This is a genomic window from Porphyrobacter sp. TH134 (assembly GCF_002855495.1).
In the GTDB taxonomy this organism is placed as follows: domain Bacteria; phylum Pseudomonadota; class Alphaproteobacteria; order Sphingomonadales; family Sphingomonadaceae; genus Erythrobacter.
In genome coordinates this window covers 174,598-191,963 of sequence record NZ_PKRO01000001.1, presented here as the reverse complement: position 1 = coordinate 191,963, position 17,366 = coordinate 174,598, and the positions used below count along the sequence as shown (strand labels likewise).

The window sequence follows — 17,366 nt, the reverse complement described above, 5'->3', positions numbered from 1 at the left end:
CCGCAGCCAATTATTGCGGGCCGGGGCCGCCGCGACCCGGCATGAAGCGATAGGTGATGCGCGCCTTGGTGAGGTCGTAGGGCGTCAGCTCGCACAGCACTTCGTCGCCCACCAGCACGCGGATGCGGTTCTTGCGCATCTTGCCCGCAGTGTGGCCCAGCACTTCATGCCCGTTTTCAAGCTCCACCCGGAACATCGCATTGGGCAGCAATTCAACCACGCGCCCGCGCATTTCGAGGAGTTCTTCCTTGGCCATGAAATTCCTTTGTCTTTGATGAGTGTAGCTGTTGCGGCGCACAATACGCCCGTCGATGTGCGGCTGCGCTTTAGCGATGCGGGAACCAAAAGGGAAGGCTCGTGCGTTAGGTGCAGATTATGCGGGACTTTGCAGGTTCTGTTCAGGGGATGACGCGCATCTCGTGGGCACGAATCCGCGCCGCCACCGCAGCCGGACAGGAGCGGCAAAAGCCGCGCTGCCAGACGAATTGCAATCAAAAGGGACTCCATGAACCTCTCCCCGTTTTCCCGCGCCGGCTTGCGCGCCGGCTGCTGTGCCTTTGCGCTGACGCTTGCCTTCCCGCTTTCGGCCAAGGAGAGCGCAGCCAGCCAGCCCCAGCCCGAGCCTGCCGCGCAAACCGAAGAAGACGAGGCTGAGGTTGCCAGCGATGTTGCCGCCGATGGCAACGAGATCATCGTGCGCTCGGGCCGGTTGCGCGGTCAGCTGTTCGTGGACCAGGCCCCGCTGCTTCAGCTTGATGAGACCGCAATCGCCGCAGAGGGCGTGACCTCGATCACCGATCTGATCGCGCAGATCAGCGCCCGCACGGGCTCGGCGCGCGGGCGCGGGGGCGGCGGCGGGCCGGTGATCCTCGTCAATGGCATCCGGATCGGCAATTTCCGGGAGTTCTCCAACTATCCGCCCGAAGCGCTGGCGCGGGTCGAGGTGTTCCCTGAAGAAGTCGCCCAGCGGTTCGGCTTTCCGCCTGATCGCCGGGTTATCAATCTGATCCTCAAGGATAATTATTCCAACCGACAGGCCGACCTTGAATTTGAGGTGCCCTCGCGCGGCGGCTATTCGCGCAACGAACAACAGCTGGGCCTGCTCAAGATCGCGGATGGTGGGCGGATCAATGCCAGCATCCAGGTGGAAGACACCACGCTGCTGACGGAGGACGAACGCGGCATCCCGCAGGCCGATGGTTCAATCCCCACCACCGCGAGCGATCCCGATCCGGCGCGCTTCCGCAGTCTGCTGGCCGATACCTTCGGTCTTGAAGCCAATGTCGCCTGGGCCAAGGCGATCATCGACAGCGGCACATCGCTCAGCGCCAACCTCAATTATGAGCGCAGCGAAAGCCGCAGCCTTGATGGTCTGAACACCGTGCTGCTGACCGGGCCGACCGGCGCCAATGCCGTGCGCACCTTCGGCGCGGAGACGCCGCTCGCCCGGCGTTCATCGACCGATACGGTCTCGACCGCGGGATCGCTGACGAGGCCGATCAATGCCTTTCGCCTGACCAGCACGTTCGATGGTTCGCTGGCTGAGACCGAGACCGAAATCGACCGACGCCTGACCGCGCAACAATTGGCTGTGTTCCAGAACGCGGCGCAGGCGGGCACGCTGGCGCTCAATGGCCCGCTGCCCGCCAACACCGACAACGGGTTCGACCTTGCCCGCAGCCGCTCGATTGCCGGGAACTCGCTGACCACGCTCAATGGCGCGCTCGGCAACCTTCCGGCGGGCGAATTGCTGGCGACCTTTGATATCGGGATCGATTGGCAGCGGATCGAAAGCGCGGACACGCGCTCGGCCACCGATGTGGCGCTGACCCGGCGCAACTTTTCGGCCGGGACCAATCTGGTGGTGCCGCTGACCAGCACCCGCGAAGAATTCGCCGATGCGCTGGGGACATTCACGCTGAACCTGCAAGCCGGCATCGAAGACCTCAGCGATTTTGGCGTGCTGGGCGATTGGAACGCCGGGCTGACCTGGACGCCGGTTGACGGGCTGGATCTGTCGGCAACCTATATCTGGCGCGAAGTGGCGCCGGGGCTGACGGCGCTGGGCAATCCGCAAATCGTCAACCTGAACGTGCCGGTGTTCGATCTGGTGCGCGGGGAGACGGTGCTGGCGGATGTCACCACGGGCGGCAATCCCGATCTTGTGGCGGAAACGCAGCGGGACTGGAAATTTGCTGCCAACTGGGAACTGCCGTTCTGGGACAATTCGCGTCTGACGGTGGAATATATCCGCAACCGGTCGGACGATGTCGTCAGCGCCTTTCCGCAGATCACCTCTGCAATCGAAGCGGCGTTCCCGGGACGGGTGACGCGCGCGCCCGCAGCGCCGGGTGAGATCGGCCGCCTGATCGCGGTTGACCGGCGTTCTGTCAGCTTTGCCGAGACGCGGGCGGACCGCATCCAGTTTACCTTTTCCACCAACGGCAGCATCGGCGCGCCGGCGGAAGGCCAAGGCGGGCCGGGCGGTGGACGCTTTGGCGGCGGCGGTGGCGGCGGCGGGGCAGCGGCTGCACCGCAACCATCCCCCCCAACCACAGGCGCGCCTCCGGCCGGGCCGGGCGGGCCGCGGGCAGGCGGCATGGGCTTTGGCGGCGGGGCCGCACCAACGCCTGAGCAGCGCGAACAGTTCATGGCCTTCCGCGCGCGCCTGTGCGCCGATGATGGTCAGGCCTTCCTTGAAAAGCTGGTGGCCGCCATCGACAGCGGCGCGGATATCTCGGCCGAGTTTCCCGGTATCGATCCGGCCCGTCTGGCGCCCATGCTGGCCCGCCTGCGCGGCGCCGACGGCACAATCGATCCTGCGCGTCTGACGGAAATGCGCACGCGCATCTGCAGTCTCGATCCGGCGCTGCTGGGCGGACCGGCAGCGGGCGGCGGCGCGCCCGCAGCGGGCGGGGGCGCACCTGCGGGGCCCCCGGTGTTCAATCCGCTGGCCCAGCGCAGCTTTTCCGGCTGGCGGTATTTCTTCAACCTGACCCACACGATCGAGCTTCAGAACGAAATCCTGATCGCCGCCGGCCTCCAGCCTCTCGATCAGCTCGATGGCGATGCGACCAGTGCCTTTGGTCAGCCGCGCCATTCCAGCCGCCTGGAAGCGGGTCTGTTCGGCAAGGGCGTGGGCTTCCGCCTGTCGGGCATCTACACCGGCACGACGCGGCTTGATGGCGCGGTCGGCGCCAGCGATCTGTTCTTTGACGACATTGCCACCTTCAACCTGCGGGTGTTTGCCAACATGGGCGAAGTGACGGGCAAGAACGAAGGCTTCCTCAAGGACTTCCGCGTCAGTCTGGTGGCCGACAACCTGTTCGATGCGCAGCGCCGGGTGCGGGATTCCACCGGGGAAACGCCGATCAATTACCAGCCTTTCGTGATTGATCCCTTGGGGCTGTATCTGGGGATCGATCTCAGAAAGCTGTTCTAGGACTGCACCTCGGCGAGCGCCTCTGCGCGTTTCAGGTTTTCGCGTCGGCGAGGGCCTCGGCGCAGGCATAGGCGCTCGCCCAGGCCCATTGGAAGTTGTACCCGCCGAGCCAGCCGGTCACGTCCACGGCTTCCCCGATGGCATAAAGACCGGGAACCTTGGCGGCCTCCATCGTCCGGCTGGAAAGTTCTGCCGTGGCGATCCCGCCTGCGGTGACTTCGGCCTTGGCCAGCCCCTCGGTGCCATTGGGGCTGAAACGCCAATCGCCCAGCTTGGCCTGAGCGGCGCGCAGGTCTTTGTCCGACAGGTTGCCCAATTCGCGTTCCAGTGCCAAGCGATCCGCCAGCGCATCGGCCAACCGCGCGGGCAGGCGTTCGCGCAGCAGGGTGCGCAGGTGGGTGCGGGGGCGGTCGCGCTTGGCTTCGATCAGCCAGTCGCTCGCCGCATCGGGCAGGAAAGTGATGCGGACCTCCTCGCCATGCCGCCAATAGGACGAGATTTGCAGGATCGCCGGGCCGGAGAGCCCCTTGTGGGTGAACAGCGCCGCTTCGGCGAATTCGGCCGTATGCTTGCCCGCTCCGGCCCGCGCCCGCACTGGCGCGGCAACGCCTGATAGCTCGCGGAACAGCGCATCTTCCCCGCCCAGCGTCAGGGGCACTAGGGCAGGGCGCGGTTCCACCACCTTCAACCCGAACTGCCGGGCGAGGGCATAGGCGTAATCACTTGCGCCCATCTTTGGGATCGAAGGCCCGCCAGTCGCGATCACCAGCGCGGGGGCCTGCCAGCGGCGGCCATCGGCAGCGGTGACAGTGAAGGTGCCATCCGGGCTGCGTGCCACGCTGGCGATATCGACCTCGCAGGTCAGCGTCACGCGGTCAGGCGGGCATTCATCCAGCAGCATCGCCACGATCTGCTTGGCCGAACCGTCGCAGAACAATTGTCCCAGCGTCTTTTCGTGCCAGGCGATGCCGTGGCGTTCCACCAGCGCGATGAAGTCCGCCGGAGTGTACCGCGCCAGCGCGCTCTTGGCGAAATGGGGGTTGGCTGAGAGGTAGTTCCCCGGCCCCGTACCCAGATTGGTGAAATTGCACCGCCCCCCGCCCGAAATCAGGATCTTCTTGCCCGGCGCTTCGGCCTTCTCCAGCAACGCCACGCGCAGCCCGCGCTGGCCTGCTTGCCCCGCCGCAAACAGCCCGGCTGCGCCCGCGCCAAGGATAATGACATCATGCTGATCCATCTCGGTGCGGATAGGCGTGCTGGCGGGAATTGCCAATCGCCCCTTGCAGTCCCTATTGGGCGGGCATGGCCAAGACCCCCGCCGGCACCCCCCATGACCCACGCGGTGCGGAGCGTTTCAACGAGGAACGCGCCGCCTATACCGTGTCGAGCGCCAAGCCCGATCTGGAAGGCGGGGTGCAGGCGATCCGTGAGGTGGTGAAGGTGCTGAAGCCTTCGCCCGGCGTCTACCGGATGCTCGATACGCGCGGCGAGGTGCTGTATGTCGGCAAGGCGCGCAGCCTGAAGGCGCGGGTGGCGAACTACACCCAGATTGCCGGGCTGTCGGGGCGGCTACAGCGCATGGTCAGCCAGACCCGCAGCATGGAAATCATCACCACCAATTCCGAAGCCGAGGCGCTGCTCTTGGAAGCGCAGTTGATCAAGCGGTTCCGTCCGCCGTTCAACGTGTTGCTGCGCGATGACAAGAGTTTCCCCTTCATCCTGCTGCGCGCCGATCACGCCTTCCCCCGCATTCAGAAACACCGCGGCGCGCGGCGCGCCAAGGGCAATTACTACGGGCCGTTTGCGAGTGCAGGCAGCGTCAACACCACGCTCAACGCGCTGCAGAAACTGTTCCTGCTGCGATCCTGCACCGACAGCTTCTTCAACAACCGTGATCGGCCCTGCCTGCTGTATCAAATCAAGCGCTGCTCGGCGCCCTGCGTGGGCCGGATCGACGAGGCGGGCTACGACGCGCTGGTGCGGCAGGCGAAGGATTTCCTGTCGGGCAAATCAGGCGCGGTGCAGGCTGATCTGGAACGGCAGATGGCCGAAGCGGCGGCGAATCTGCAATTTGAAACGGCCGCGATGCTGCGTGACCGGCTGCGCGCCGCGACTTTCATTCAAGGCAGTCAGGCGATCAATGCCGCCGGGCTGGGCGATGCCGATGTCTTCGCGCTGGCGGCCAGCAAGGGCCAGATGAGCGTCCAGTCCTTCTTCATCCGCGGCGGGCAGAACTGGGGCCACCGCGCGCTGTTCCCGCGCCACACGGCGGATGTGGACGAGGCGCAGGTGCTGGCCGATGTGATGCTGCAATTCTACGAGGAAGTGCCGCCCCCGCCGACCATTCTGGTGGACCGCGAACTGCCAGAGGCGGAACTGATCGAAGCGGCGCTGTCCGAATTGGCGGGGCGTAAGGTGCGGCTCTCGATACCGGAGCGCGGGGATCGGCGCAAGCTGATGGAGCAGGCGCAGCGCAACGCGGTCGAGGCGCTCGAACGGCGCTTGGCTGAGACCGGCACCAAGGCCCGCCTCAACCGCGAGCTGGCCGAATTTCTGGAGCTTGATGCGCCGCCGCAGCGGATCGAGGTTTACGACAACAGCCATATTCAGGGCACCAAGGCTGTGGGCGCGATGGTTGTCTCCGGACCGGAGGGGTTCGAGAAGGGCCAGTACCGCAAGTTCAACATTCGCGAGGCACAGACCAACGATGACTTCGCGATGATGCGCGAAGTGATGGCGCGCCGGTTTCGTAACTTCGCCGAGGGTGAAGATAGCCCCGAGGCCAAGGCGGGCGGCCATGAAACCATCCTGCCCGACCTGATCCTGATCGATGGTGGCAAGGGCCAGCTTTCCAGCGTCATGCGGGTGCTGGAGGAAATCGGCATCGCGGATGAAATCGCAGTCGTCGGCGTCGCCAAGGGGCCGCATCACGGGCGCGACGGGCGCGAGGTGTTCCATTTCCCCGATGGGCGCGAAAAGATGCTGCCCGTGAATTCGCCGCTGCTTTTCCATCTTCAGAACCTGCGCGACGAAGTGCACCGCTATGTCATCGGCGCGCACCGGGCCAAGCGGTCGAAGGCGATCACCGCCAGCCCGCTGGACGAAATTCCCGGCATCGGCCCGGCCCGCAAGCGCGCGCTGCTGCTGCATTTCGGCACCGCCAGCAAGGTGCGCGCCGCCGGTTTGGAAGATCTGCAACGCGCTCCCGGTGTCAGCGCGACGGTGGCGCGCAAGGTTTACGATTTCTACCACGCGGGCGGGTGATGCGAACTGCCGGCTTGCCAGCGCGTTATTGCTGAGACATCTTCCCGGTCGGGGGGGCGGTTGTTCGTCCCAGTCGAGGGGGAGGAAATCGATGAGAATTCGGGATGTTGCAAAGGGCGGTGTGGCCGTCTTTGTCGCGTTCGGCGTGTCCGGTGCTACGGCCCAGCAGGATAAAATGCTGCGTCCGCCAGAGGCTGCCGAAGCCATCATCTACCGCGATGCCGGCTATAAAGGCCCCGCAGTCAATGTCAGCCGGGCTGAAGCCAATCTTGGATTGGCATTCCGGATCAATTCCATCCGCGTCACCAGCGGACGCTGGCAGGTTTGCGAGAAGGCAAATTACCGCGGCACGTGCCGGACATTTGATCGGGATATGCCACTGCTTGGATTGCGCGGGATCAAGGTCCAATCGATGCGGCCCGAAGGCGGCAATGGGGGAACCTTGCCGGGAGGAGAGCAAGGCAGCAACCCCAATCTGCGGGGTATGGCGGCCCAGTTCTACGCGGCACCGGCGCTGCGTGGTTACCGCGTTGAAGCCTGCGCCACCGGAAGTGCAACGGCCAGCTGTGCCCAGCGCAGTGCCGCCCAATTCTGTTCCAGCATGGGCTGGCGGACGTCATCGCGCCAAGCGATGGAAACGGTGCGTGGGCGGGTCTACCTTGCCGATGTGCTGTGCTCGAACACGGGCATGTGAGAGGGGGGGCGAACCTGATGGTTCGCCCCGACCCCATCGGATTTACTGCCCGTCGAGCGCCTTGCTCACCAGCACATTGACCGAAACGCGGCGGTTCTGTGCCCGGCCGGCAGCGGTGGTGTTGTCGGCCGCGGGATCGGCCGTCGCCATGCCGGTCGGGGTGAGCATCCGATACGGCTTCCACTTGCAGATCTGTTGCAGGTAGTTGACCACCGCGGCCGCCCGCTTTTCGGACAAGGCCTGGTTCACTTCCTCAGAGCCTGTCGTGTCGGTGTAGCCCAGCACCAGCATCAGCGAGTTTTCATTGGCGCCCGCCTGCTGCGCGGCAGCGCAAAGCTCGGCCTTGGCGCTGGGCGAAATCACGGCCTTGCCAGTGTCGAAATAGACGTTGGTGGTGCTCTTCAGGTTGTACTTGTCGATATCGCCCAACCGCCCGCGCAGCGCTTCGGTGGCGGCGGCGTTCTGCTTGATCGCTTCGCCCTGCTCGCCGAACTGCTGCTGGGTGCCGCCGCGGATCATGGCGGCAATCTGCCGGTCATCGCTCGTGAAGCGCACTTCGCTGGCCACCAGTCCTTCGCCGTAAACGGCCGTCTTTACTGTCACAGGCAGGCCGTTGATCAGTGCCGACTGGTCGAATGCCTTGTTGCCGATCCCCAGAAACCCGCCGCGGGTGCGGATTTCGGTTTCGGGGTGCAAGGTGATCATGGTGGTCGTGCCATCATCGGCGGTCACTTGCAGGCGCTGGCCTTTGCGGGCCGAGATGATGCCGGTGACCTTGGCGCCTTCGCTCATTTCCGCCAGCGGGGGCAGCGAGCCATAAACGGTTGTCAGCACCTCACCCTGATCGCTGGCGGGCGCCTGCGTCTGCGCGGTAAGGCCGGTGGCGGTGGCGCCCAGAACGGCCATGATGGCAAGCTGTCGAGCGGAACGGAAAGTTGTGTTCACTGCGGTTATGCTCCTGTGGTGGGGGCCGCGATCCCTGACATCGGCCCTTGTGTGGTGAATTGCTTGCGCTCCGGTTGTTGGGCAACACCTTGCTCGTAGGTGAACACAGGTTGCGTTGATGACACAAGAGCAGGCCATCAGGGCACAAGATGCGACGAGTTGAGGCGCCAGTGCAGCCTGACCCTGCAAGCGCGAAGGCCGCGCTTTGGTCATCGGGGTTGCACCGGACGGTCGGTTTCTGCACAGATTTTGCTGCGGGGCCTGTCCCTCTGGCTGGCTGCCTTGCGCAGCCTTTGCCAGATGGGGGCCTGAAAAGAATCGCAGATTTCAGGGGTCGTGGGTGACAAAATCGGTTGGGTCGGCCTGCGTTGCAGGACTCGCAGCGCTGGCGTTGGCGGCATGCGGTGGGGGCGGATCGCAAGGCGGGTCTGGCGGCACGCCGCCGCCCGTTGGCGGCGGCGGCGGCGGCGGCACACCCACACCGCCGCCTGCGCAGACCCCGGCTCCACCGCCCGCATTCAGCTTCGCTGCGTCCTTTGCGTTTGAAACGACGCTGGGGGTGGAAAGCACGATGTTCACCTGGCAGGACGGCACGAGCGGCACGCAGCGCCTTGAGGCGGCAACGCCCCGCTTTCTGTCCGGCACCAGCCCGGCCCGGCTTTCGTTCGAGGTCGCCCCGCCGAACGAGGTTGCGCGCATCCGCTTTGATGGTGTCGACCGGACCTTCACCAGCAATATCGGCGCAGTGTCGGGCTTCCGCCGTTTCTTCGGCTCCAGCACCGACGAGGAATTGCGGATCGGTCCGTTCAGCCCCTTCTTCACCCGCGGCAGCGATACCAGCGCAGAGGTGGCGATTGTGCTGTTCCAATCAGCCCCGACCGGCTTTACCTCTGGCACGCGGGTAGGCACGGCACGGCGGCTGATCTTTGCGGCGATCGGGAATCCCAGTCAGGAGATCGGGCGGATCCCGGTTTCGCGGCGCTTCGTGACCGAGGGCGGGTTCACCAGCCTCGGTGATTTTAGCATGCTGTCATCAACCAGCCTTGTGACGATCAGTTCGGATTACAACACGGGGATTTTCGGCGGCTTTTCGGTTGCCCGCACCGCGCCCAATGGCGGAAATCCGGAGCGGCTGGCCGATCTCAACTTCAAGGGCGCGCATGATCCTGCCACCAACCGCCTGACCGGCACGATCCGCGATCAGGCGGACCGGGTGGTGGGCAATTTCGAGGGCGGTCTCTATGGCCCCCGGCGCCAGCGCATCGCGTTCGTTTATGAATTTGCGATCCCGGAGACAGGCAACCTCAAGCACATCGGTTTCCTCTACGGGCTTGAAGGATAGGCCCGCAGCGAACCGGCCGCGCCTCAGCGCGCCGCCTCGGCAGCGATCCAGCGGTCGATCTTGGTTTCCAGCACCGCGAGCGGCAGGCCGCCGGTGTTCAGCACCTGCTCGTGGAAGGCCTTGATGTCGAACCTTGCGCCGAGCTTTGCTTCGGCCCGCTTGCGCAATTCCTGGATTTTCAGGGCACCGATCTTATAGGCCAGCGCCTGGCCGGGGATTGCGATATAACGGTCGACTTCGGCGATGACTTCGGTGCGGGTCATGCCGGAATTGTCCATCATGAAGGCAATCGCCTGATCCCGCGTCCAGCCCTTGGCATGAATGCCGGTATCCACCACCAGCCGCATTGCGCGCAATTGTTCGTCCTGCAAGGTGCCGTACCGGTTCCACGGGTCCTTGTAGAAGCCCATCTCGTAACCCAGCGTTTCGGCATAAAGCGCCCAGCCTTCGACATAGGCGGTGGTGCCGCCATACCGCATGAAAGCGGGCAGCGCCTCGTTCTCCTGCGCCAGACTGATCTGGAAATGGTGCCCCGGTGCGCCTTCGTGGAGGTACAGCGTCACATTGCCCGGCGTCAGGCGGCTCGGCAGGTCATAGGCGTTGAAATAGAACACGCCAGGGCGCGCCCCGTCAGCCGAACCGGACTGGTAGGAACCACCCGCCTCGAACTCTTCGGTCGAAGGGTCATAGGGGCGGATTTCCAGCGGCGACTTGGGGATAAGCGAGAAATAGTCCCCGATCTTGGCATCGACCTGCTTGCCGATGTCGTAATAGGACTGCGTCAGCGCCTCGCGGGTTTTGGGCTGGAACTTGGGGTCGGTGCGGACATAGTCGAAGAACTGGGTGAGCGTGCCCTTGAACCGCACTTCCCGCTTGAGCTTTTCCAGGTCAGCCTTGATCCGGGCGACTTCCGACAGGCCGAGCTGGTGGATCGTCTCAGGGTCCAGCGGCAGCGTGGTCGATTCCTCGACCAGCCGGGCATAGAGTTTGTCGCCGCCCTTCATCTGGGACAGGCCGATGCTGTCGCGCGCTGCGGGCAGATATTCGTCCCGCAGGAAATCGCGCAGGGCCGTGTTGGTGGCATAGATTTCGGCGGTCTTGGCCGCATAGGCTGCGGTCAGGCGCGTGCGGTCGGCCTCGGCAATGGTACCGGGGAAGGCCTTGGTCGGGGCCATGAACATCGAATCCGCCAGCGGAGTTTTGAGCTGGGTGTCGAGCTGGGTCACCATAATGCCAACCGTCAGCTTGGTTTCCAGCACGCCGCTGGCCATGCCGTCACGGAACTTGCCGATCGCACGGTCGATGAAGGCGATATAATCATCGTGCCGCGACAGGTTGTCTTCGTAATGGGCGAGCGTCTTGAACGGGGCAACCCCGGTGCCGCTGGCAAATTGCGGGTAGAAGGTGTGCAGGCCGTAGAAATGGTTGAGCGGACGCACTTCGGTCAGCGCGCGCATTTCGTCGGTATAGCCTTCGGCCGCGCGTTCCTGCGTATAGCGGAACACGTCATAAGCGAGCGCATCAGTCGCATTGAGCTTGGCGCGGTCAATCTGGGCCAGCAGCGCCAGGTTGAGCTTGATGTCGGTGCGTGAGGCGAGGAAGCTGGAATCGGTCAACAGATCGCCAAGGCGGTCGGCGTTATCCTCGTCACCGCGGAACAGGCGGCTGAGCGGGTTGAGCGCCAGTTCGCGCGCATCCGCATCGGTGAACAGCGCGAATAGCTTGTCATGTTCTGACTGGGGGGCAGTGGTCGCCGCGACTGGCTGGGCAGCGGTCTGCGCCAGAGCGGGCACCGCGAACAGCAACGCGGTCGAGGCAGCAAGGGCAAGGCGCAAGGTCATCTGAGAAGTCCCCCGAAGGCATAAATCCACTGGGGGCCGCTAGGCCTCAGACACTCTTGGTGCAAGCGCGCTGGTGACAAGCGTTCATGCCACCTCGACCGGTGACGTCATGCCGCCACAAAACGGCTCGCGTTAAACGCCGCGTCGGCACGCAACTGATCGTGCTCGACCCAGACGGAGTGTGTGCCGGAACAGATCTTGTGCGGCAGCGCGAGGCGGCAGATCGGGCCTTTGGCAATGTCCGCCGCGTCAAGGATGGCGCATTGCGAGGTGCCGGTATTCTCGTCGATCAGGAAAGTGACAAGATAGCCTGAGTCTTCGCGCCCTACCGCTTCGCTACTTGAGGGCTTTTTGGGGATCATCGGGCTCTCACTGGCATAGACGCCTTCAGGCAGGCGATAGACCTGTTCCTCGCCGGTCTGGGTGTCGTGGCGGACATAGCCGTTGAACAGGAACCAGCCGGGCCGGGTGGTGGTGGACCAGACATAGCGGCTTTTGCGCATCGCATAGGCCGGGTTGATCATCCCGAATTCGACGATGCGGTCGGTCAGGCGTTCCTCGCGCGTCTCGCCGGTGCGCAAGTTGAAGCGCCAGCGGTGGAGGCGGCTCTGGAAGGAGTGTTCGTCCACGTACGCCATCATGTGGCTGTAACGCCCCATTTCCTCCAGCGGATCGGGCATGGGCTTGGCCTGATGATAGCCTTCGAGGATGACCTCGTCGCCTTCCTCATAGGCGTTGGTCCAGTGCAAAACATAGGTGGGCTCCGCCTCGAACCAGCGGATGTCCTGCGGCTGGCCATGGCGCGGGATCAGGGCGAAGCGGGTCGGCACGCCATCATGGATGCGCGCGGCATGGATGTTGCGGCCCAGCAATTCCTCGTCCCAATAGAGCGGCATGTCGTTGAGGATCGACCAGTTCGGCGTGATCGCCATGTCATGCGGCAGGCGCGGGCCGGGCAGGGGGACGGGGACATAATGCACCAGCCGGCCTTCGCGATCGACCACCCCGTAATGCATGAAAGGGGCGTGCTTGGAATAGTTGAAGAACATCAGTTCGCCGGTCGCCTCGTCCACCTTGGGGTGGGCCGAGATGCCGTCCAACGGCACCCACGGCGCTTTCCCGCGGCTCGCCAGAGTGACGGGATCGAGCATCCACGCCTCGCCGCACTGGTAGAGCGTCGCATAGGCGGTGCCGGCGTGAACGATGATGTCGGTTGATCCGGTATCCTTCAGCCCGCCATGCGCGCCGAAGCCGGGCCGCACCGAAGTGCCCCACGGATCCATCAACCCGCCCCACAGACTGCGGCCCGCGATCTGCTCGGCCTCAAAGCAGTGCGTGCGCACAAAGCGGTTGCGGTAACTCGCCTTGCCGCCCGAGATGTTGACCTGATGGATCATCGCGTCGCCATCGAACGGGTGATGGCGGCCGAGCGGCTGATGCACCTGGTTTTCGGTGTTGCGCAGGTAGATCCCGTCAATGTCCGCCGGGATCGCGCCTTCGATCACGCGCAACTCGGCCACATCGACCTCTTCGTGCAACGGCGTCCACGGCCCGGTCAGATAGGGGTGGTTCGACGGCTCCAGCGACGTTTTCACCGGCGGATGGCGCGTGATCTGCATGATGGTTTCTCCCTGGCATCAGAATGATCGCACGCCTTGTGTCTGGCAAGGTGCTAAGACGACGGCACGCTTGCAGGCACAAATTTGATCCCTGTCAAAGCCAGTCGCGGCGTTCGGGGCGATTATCCTCACTATCAATGGGAGACACGCCATGAAATCGATCTTGCTGCACATCGACCACGACCACGCCATGAGCGCACGGTTGCAGGTGGCGCTCGATATTGCGCGGGCGACCAACGGCCACATCACCTGCCTGCAAGCGGTTAGCTACGAAGTTTTCGCCCCGGGCGATTTTTACGGCTCGGCCATCGCCGCCGCGATGCCGGTGATCAAGGAGAACGCCGAAAAGCTCCGCGCCGAAACCGAAGCGCAGCTTGAGCATGAAGGCGTGCCGTGGGACTGGCGCTCTGTTTATGGCATCGCGCCGCACCGCCTGCTCGAAGCCTCGCCGCTGGCTGACATCGTGATCCTCGGGCCGGTGGAGGCGGGGTATGACCGGCGCGGGCCATCAGCGCTGGTGGGCGATCTGGTGATGAACGCGCCCGTGCCGGTGCTGGTGGTGCCTGAGGATGCGGGCGCGCTGGATGTCGGTGCGCCGATGCTGGTGGGGTGGAACGGATCGTCCGAAGCCGCCCACGCCCTGCGCGCGGCGGTGCCGCTGCTGGCGTGTTCGTGCAAGGTCACGCTGGCAAGCGTGGCTGAACCTTCGGACAAGGCGCGCTTCGACTTTCCCCAGGCCGAAGGTGCGAAATATCTCAGCCGCCACGGGATCGACTGCGAGATCGTGGAAATCCCGCGCGGCGAGGCGAGCATTGCCGACACGCTGTTTTCAGCGGCGCAGATGCGCGAATGCGGGCTGATGGTGATGGGCGCCTATGGCCATTCGCGGCTGGCAGAACTGCTGCTGGGCGGAGTCACACGGCGGATGCTGAGCGAGCCGCAGATGCCCATACTTCTCGCCCACTAACCTCGTCATTGCGAGGAGCGCAGCGACGCGGCAATCCATCGACCAACGCTGCAGCCAGCGGGCCCTTTAGGCCATGGATTGCTTCGCCTGCGGCTCGCAATGACGTGGGATTACTTGGCGACCCGCCGCCGCATCATGCCTTCCTGCGCGACACTGGCGACCAGTTCGCCCGCGAGGTTGAAGATGCGACCACGGTTGAACCCGCGCCCGCCGCCGCTCCACGGGGCGTCGGTGGCGTAGAGCAGCCATTCGTCCGCGCGCGCATCGCGGTGGAACCACAGGGCGTGATCGAGGCTCGCACCGACCAGCTCGTTGCGCATCCAGCTGAGGCCATGGGGCAGCGCGCTGGTGCCGAGCAGGGTGTAGTCGCTGGCATAGGTTATGATCGTGCGGTGCAATTCCGGCGTGTCGTCCGCGCCGGTGATCGGCGCGCAGACCCGGAACCACGAATGCGCGTGCGGCGGGCGCGGTTCGCTGCTCATCCAGTGCAGGGCATCACACGTGCGCATTTCGATCGGGCGCGGGCGCAGCATCATACGGCGCTGCTGTTCGCTGAGGCGGTCACCCCAGGCCTCGGCAATCTCGCGGCGCTGCTCCATGTCCGAACGCAGATCATCGGGACGCGGCACATCGGGCATCGGCGAATCGATATGTTCCAACCCGTTTTCGGGCAGTTGGAAGCTAGCGGTGAGGTTGAGGATCGGGACCGCGATGCCGTCCTCGTTCTCCTGCGCGGCGACCACCCGGCGGTTGGCAAAACTGCGCCCGTCAAAATCGCGTTCGATGCGGTATTCGATCGGCGCGCCTTCCCGCCCGCCGCGCAGGAAATAGGCGTGGAGCGAATGGGCGCACTTGCCATCGCTGACAGTGGCTTGTGCAGCCTGCAACGCCTGCGCGAGCACCTGTCCGCCAAATACCCGCCCGATGCCGTCAGCCTGCGGCGGCCCGGCGTAGATATCGGCAGCGCGCTTTTCGACTGTCAGCAACCGGATCAGCCCGGCGGCCAGTTCATTTTTCATGGGTGTCTCGCTCATGGCGCACGGCCATGCGGGCGGTTTACGCGCCCGTCAATCCCAGCTTGCGCAGCACGCGGAAAGCGTAAGCCTTGCCATAGTTCTGGTGCGGCCAGCGGCCCGGTGCGGCGGGCTTGAACCCGCGCTCCCGCAGGATCGCGTTGAAGATACGCGCATCGCTTTCGCGGTAGCTCCATTCTGAGCGCCAGGTGATCGAGAGCGAGACTGAGGGGGCGGGGCCGTTCTTGACGAAATGCGGTGCCATGACCGGCACGAACAAGGCCTCGCCGGGGCCAAGCGGGAACTCGCGCCCGTGCGCCAGAAAGCTGTCATCCCACTTCAATTCGCGCGGGCCGCCCGAATGGTAGGTTTCGTGCGCTTCATCCGGTACGAACCGGGTATCGCCTGCGGCAAACTGGGTCATGACCTTGGTGCCCCTGATCTGGAGCAGGATGTTGTGTTCCGGATCAAAGTGATAGGGTGTGACCGAATTGGGGCTGGAGACGAAGATAAAGCCTTGCGGGGTCAGCATCGCGCCGGTCGCGGCTTCGATTTCCGGGCGGATTTCTTCGAGCAGGCCCAGCAGCAGGTCTTCATAGGCGGGCACCTGCTCGATATTCTTGAGCACCGCCCAGCTTTCCGCCTCGGCCACCTTGCGGATCAATTCGGCGATGGTCATGCCGTTGGAACCGGGCTTGCCATCGACCCCGATCGGCAGGTCGCCGCGGTTGTATTCGACGCTCGTGATCGGCAGACGTTCGGCCAGCCCGGCCAGCGCCTCGATCTCCAGCAGCGGGTGGCTGGTGAGATTGTGGGCGAGGATGTGGGGCTGTTCGGGATAATGCGCGGCAAAGCGGCGGCGCGCGGGGGTTTCGAACACGGGGCTGAGGACCGTGTCGTTGAAGGTGGCGGGGGCGTTCATGCGGTTGTCCTTGGCCGTGTTTCGTAAGCCATCAGCAGGCGGAAGCAGGCCCGCCTGAGCGGCCCGCCAATGGCAATATTGCGGCTGATCATGCGGCGCTGCCCGCGCCACAGGCGTTCGATCATGGGGTGGCCTTCCACCGCGCAGCTATCGGCCCATTGGATTGCGGGCCGTTCCAGCAGGCTGAGGTTTTCCAGCTGCAACAGCATCCCGGGCGAAAAGCGGGCGTAATCTTCGTCGAAGGCGGTCTTGAAGCTGTAAGCGCCCGGCGCGGTGATAAAGTTGGCCAGCATCGCAATGGCCCGGCCATCCAGCCGGAGCGCTAGCCGCTCCAGCCGCCCGGCCGCCGCGGCGCCTGCCAGCGATTGTTCGAACAGGGCGAGGGTGCCGGGCGCATTGGCAAGCGCGGAGCCAGCTTCACCTTTCCATCCAGCAGCTTCCAGCGCGAGGAATTCAGCGGTCCATTCCGCCAGCCCTTTGTCGCCTTCCACCCGCTCAAAGGCGAGCAGGCCTTCGTCGGCGAGGCGGTTGTGCTGGCGGCGCAGTTCCTTGCGCTTCTTGGCGCTCATTGCGCTTTCGAGGTAGGCTTCGGCGGACATATCGCCGGCCAGCATCGCGCGGTTTTCCTCGGCGACGATGTAGTGGGCGCGGGGGAAACGGGCGAACACGCGTTCCAACGCGGCATTGGCAGGGCCGTCAGCGGGCATCTGCGGCAGGTGCAGGAACAAGGCGCGTCGTGCCCGGCGGTCGAAATGGGCGAGCATGTCGCGCCAGAAGGCATCCTCGTGCCCCGCTGCGATCAGGGGGACGCCGCAGAAGGCATTGGCGTGAAGCCAGCCGGTCGCATGGGTAACGATGTGGCTGTAATACCGGGCGCTGCGCACCACCGGCAACAGGCCTGCCAGCCGTCCTTCGTGGAACCATGCCTTGGTGATGACCCGGTCAGCCGCGCCCCATTGCCGCAGAGCGGGGAGCAGAAACCACGGTTCGAAAAAGGGATTGGGTTCGGCCGCGCGGGCGACCAACCGCTCCCACGCGGCGAGGAAGGCGGGATCGGCCAATTGCTCGACATTAAGGAGGTTCAACTGGCCATGCGGAAGCGCAGCCCGAGCAGAGCCTGCCCTGCCGGTGCGAAAACTGTCCGCAGGTGCCATGTCCATCGCCGTTAACCCTGCCTTGCCGCGCCGATCCGTGCGCTTGGTCGGGGTCATGACACAAGGCGATGAAGAATGCCTCAGCGCAAGGCCCCCTTGTCCGATGCAGGGACAGGGGGGCGGGCAAAGATAAACCCCGCCGGGCGGGCGGCCCAGCGGGGTT

13 protein-coding genes are annotated in these 17,366 nt (G+C 64.7%); 5 read left to right on the top strand and 8 right to left on the bottom strand.

The features are described from left to right. Window positions 1–10: 10 nt before the first annotated feature. Window positions 11–256: a translation initiation factor IF-1 gene (infA, locus tag C0V72_RS00935; protein WP_007163491.1), complete on the bottom strand. Its 246-nt coding sequence runs from the start codon at window positions 254–256 to the stop codon at window positions 11–13. A 249-nt stretch (window positions 257–505) separates the two neighbouring features. On the opposite strand from infA, the gene C0V72_RS00930 reads away from it, so the two are divergent. Beyond that, window positions 506–3,442: a hypothetical protein gene (locus C0V72_RS00930; protein WP_101791329.1), complete on the top strand. Its 2,937-nt coding sequence runs from the start codon at window positions 506–508 to the stop codon at window positions 3,440–3,442. 31 nt (window positions 3,443–3,473) lie between these two features. Here C0V72_RS00930 and C0V72_RS00925 read toward each other — a convergent pair whose 3' ends face one another. Then, window positions 3,474–4,679, bottom strand: a complete 1,206-nt coding sequence (locus tag C0V72_RS00925; RefSeq protein ID WP_101791328.1) for an NAD(P)/FAD-dependent oxidoreductase — start codon at window positions 4,677–4,679, stop codon at window positions 3,474–3,476. A gap of 65 nt (window positions 4,680–4,744) precedes the next feature. Between C0V72_RS00925 and uvrC the strand changes: the two genes are divergently transcribed. Both uvrC and C0V72_RS00915 read left to right on the top strand, forming a co-directional pair. Further along, window positions 4,745–6,706: an excinuclease ABC subunit UvrC gene (gene uvrC / locus C0V72_RS00920; protein ID WP_101791327.1), complete on the top strand. Its 1,962-nt coding sequence runs from the start codon at window positions 4,745–4,747 to the stop codon at window positions 6,704–6,706. A 91-nt stretch (window positions 6,707–6,797) separates the two neighbouring features. Further along, entirely contained in the window at window positions 6,798–7,400 is a 603-nt protein-coding gene (locus C0V72_RS00915; RefSeq protein WP_101791326.1) for a beta/gamma crystallin-related protein, read from the top strand. A gap of 42 nt (window positions 7,401–7,442) precedes the next feature. Here C0V72_RS00915 and C0V72_RS00910 read toward each other — a convergent pair whose 3' ends face one another. Further along, window positions 7,443–8,345 (bottom strand): OmpA family protein, encoded by a 903-nt coding sequence (locus C0V72_RS00910; protein WP_101791325.1) that lies wholly within the window; start codon window positions 8,343–8,345, stop codon window positions 7,443–7,445. A 340-nt stretch (window positions 8,346–8,685) separates the two neighbouring features. On the opposite strand from C0V72_RS00910, the gene C0V72_RS00905 reads away from it, so the two are divergent. After that, window positions 8,686–9,687 carry a hypothetical protein gene (locus tag C0V72_RS00905; RefSeq protein WP_101791324.1) on the top strand — a complete coding sequence of 334 codons (1,002 nt, stop codon included), beginning with the start codon at window positions 8,686–8,688 and terminating at the stop codon, window positions 9,685–9,687. 23 nt (window positions 9,688–9,710) lie between these two features. Here the strand turns inward: C0V72_RS00905 and C0V72_RS00900 are convergent, their stop codons facing one another. Next, a complete protein-coding gene (locus C0V72_RS00900) occupies window positions 9,711–11,528 on the bottom strand; it encodes a DUF885 domain-containing protein (protein WP_101791323.1) in 1,818 nt (605 codons plus the stop codon). A gap of 107 nt (window positions 11,529–11,635) precedes the next feature. Further along, the gene (locus tag C0V72_RS00895; RefSeq protein ID WP_101791322.1) at window positions 11,636–13,147 is read right to left on the bottom strand and encodes a carotenoid oxygenase family protein; all 1,512 of its coding nucleotides are present in this window, start codon (window positions 13,145–13,147) and stop codon (window positions 11,636–11,638) included. A gap of 151 nt (window positions 13,148–13,298) precedes the next feature. Here C0V72_RS00895 and C0V72_RS00890 point away from each other — a divergent pair, with 151 nt between their 5' ends. Further along, on the top strand, window positions 13,299–14,114 hold the full coding sequence (locus tag C0V72_RS00890) for a universal stress protein (RefSeq protein WP_101791321.1): 816 nt from the start codon (window positions 13,299–13,301) through the stop codon (window positions 14,112–14,114). Window positions 14,115–14,224: 110 nt separating this feature from the next. On the opposite strand, the gene C0V72_RS00885 is transcribed toward C0V72_RS00890, so the two are convergent. Genes C0V72_RS00885 through C0V72_RS00875 form a run of 3 tightly spaced genes read right to left on the bottom strand, consistent with a single transcriptional unit; the run spans window position 14,225 to window position 17,260 of the window. Then, window positions 14,225–15,148, bottom strand: a complete 924-nt coding sequence (locus C0V72_RS00885; RefSeq protein WP_101791320.1) for an acyl-CoA thioesterase — start codon at window positions 15,146–15,148, stop codon at window positions 14,225–14,227. Window positions 15,149–15,170: 22 nt separating this feature from the next. Next, on the bottom strand, window positions 15,171–16,049 hold the full coding sequence (locus C0V72_RS00880) for a cupin-like domain-containing protein (protein ID WP_101791319.1): 879 nt from the start codon (window positions 16,047–16,049) through the stop codon (window positions 15,171–15,173). Next, window positions 16,046–17,260 (bottom strand): GNAT family N-acetyltransferase, encoded by a 1,215-nt coding sequence (locus tag C0V72_RS00875; protein ID WP_233999712.1) that lies wholly within the window; start codon window positions 17,258–17,260, stop codon window positions 16,046–16,048. The genes C0V72_RS00880 and C0V72_RS00875 overlap by 4 nt, the downstream gene beginning before the upstream one ends. Between the last annotated feature and the right edge of the window lie 106 nt (window positions 17,261–17,366).

What these genes read in the sequence shown, in the direction of transcription:
- infA (WP_007163491.1), bottom strand. Translation starts at nt 256, where the DNA reads ATGGCCAAGGAAGAACTCCTCGAAATGCGCGGGCGCGTGGTTGAATTG.
- C0V72_RS00930 (WP_101791329.1), top strand. Translation starts at nt 506, where the DNA reads ATGAACCTCTCCCCGTTTTCCCGCGCCGGCTTGCGCGCCGGCTGCTGT.
- C0V72_RS00925 (WP_101791328.1), bottom strand. Translation starts at nt 4,679, where the DNA reads ATGGATCAGCATGATGTCATTATCCTTGGCGCGGGCGCAGCCGGGCTG.
- uvrC (WP_101791327.1), top strand. Translation starts at nt 4,745, where the DNA reads ATGGCCAAGACCCCCGCCGGCACCCCCCATGACCCACGCGGTGCGGAG.
- C0V72_RS00915 (WP_101791326.1), top strand. Translation starts at nt 6,798, where the DNA reads ATGAGAATTCGGGATGTTGCAAAGGGCGGTGTGGCCGTCTTTGTCGCG.
- C0V72_RS00900 (WP_101791323.1), bottom strand. Translation starts at nt 11,528, where the DNA reads ATGACCTTGCGCCTTGCCCTTGCTGCCTCGACCGCGTTGCTGTTCGCG.
- C0V72_RS00895 (WP_101791322.1), bottom strand. Translation starts at nt 13,147, where the DNA reads ATGCAGATCACGCGCCATCCGCCGGTGAAAACGTCGCTGGAGCCGTCG.
- C0V72_RS00890 (WP_101791321.1), top strand. Translation starts at nt 13,299, where the DNA reads ATGAAATCGATCTTGCTGCACATCGACCACGACCACGCCATGAGCGCA.
- C0V72_RS00885 (WP_101791320.1), bottom strand. Translation starts at nt 15,148, where the DNA reads ATGAGCGAGACACCCATGAAAAATGAACTGGCCGCCGGGCTGATCCGG.
- C0V72_RS00880 (WP_101791319.1), bottom strand. Translation starts at nt 16,049, where the DNA reads ATGAACGCCCCCGCCACCTTCAACGACACGGTCCTCAGCCCCGTGTTC.
- C0V72_RS00875 (WP_233999712.1), bottom strand. Translation starts at nt 17,260, where the DNA reads ATGACCCCGACCAAGCGCACGGATCGGCGCGGCAAGGCAGGGTTAACG.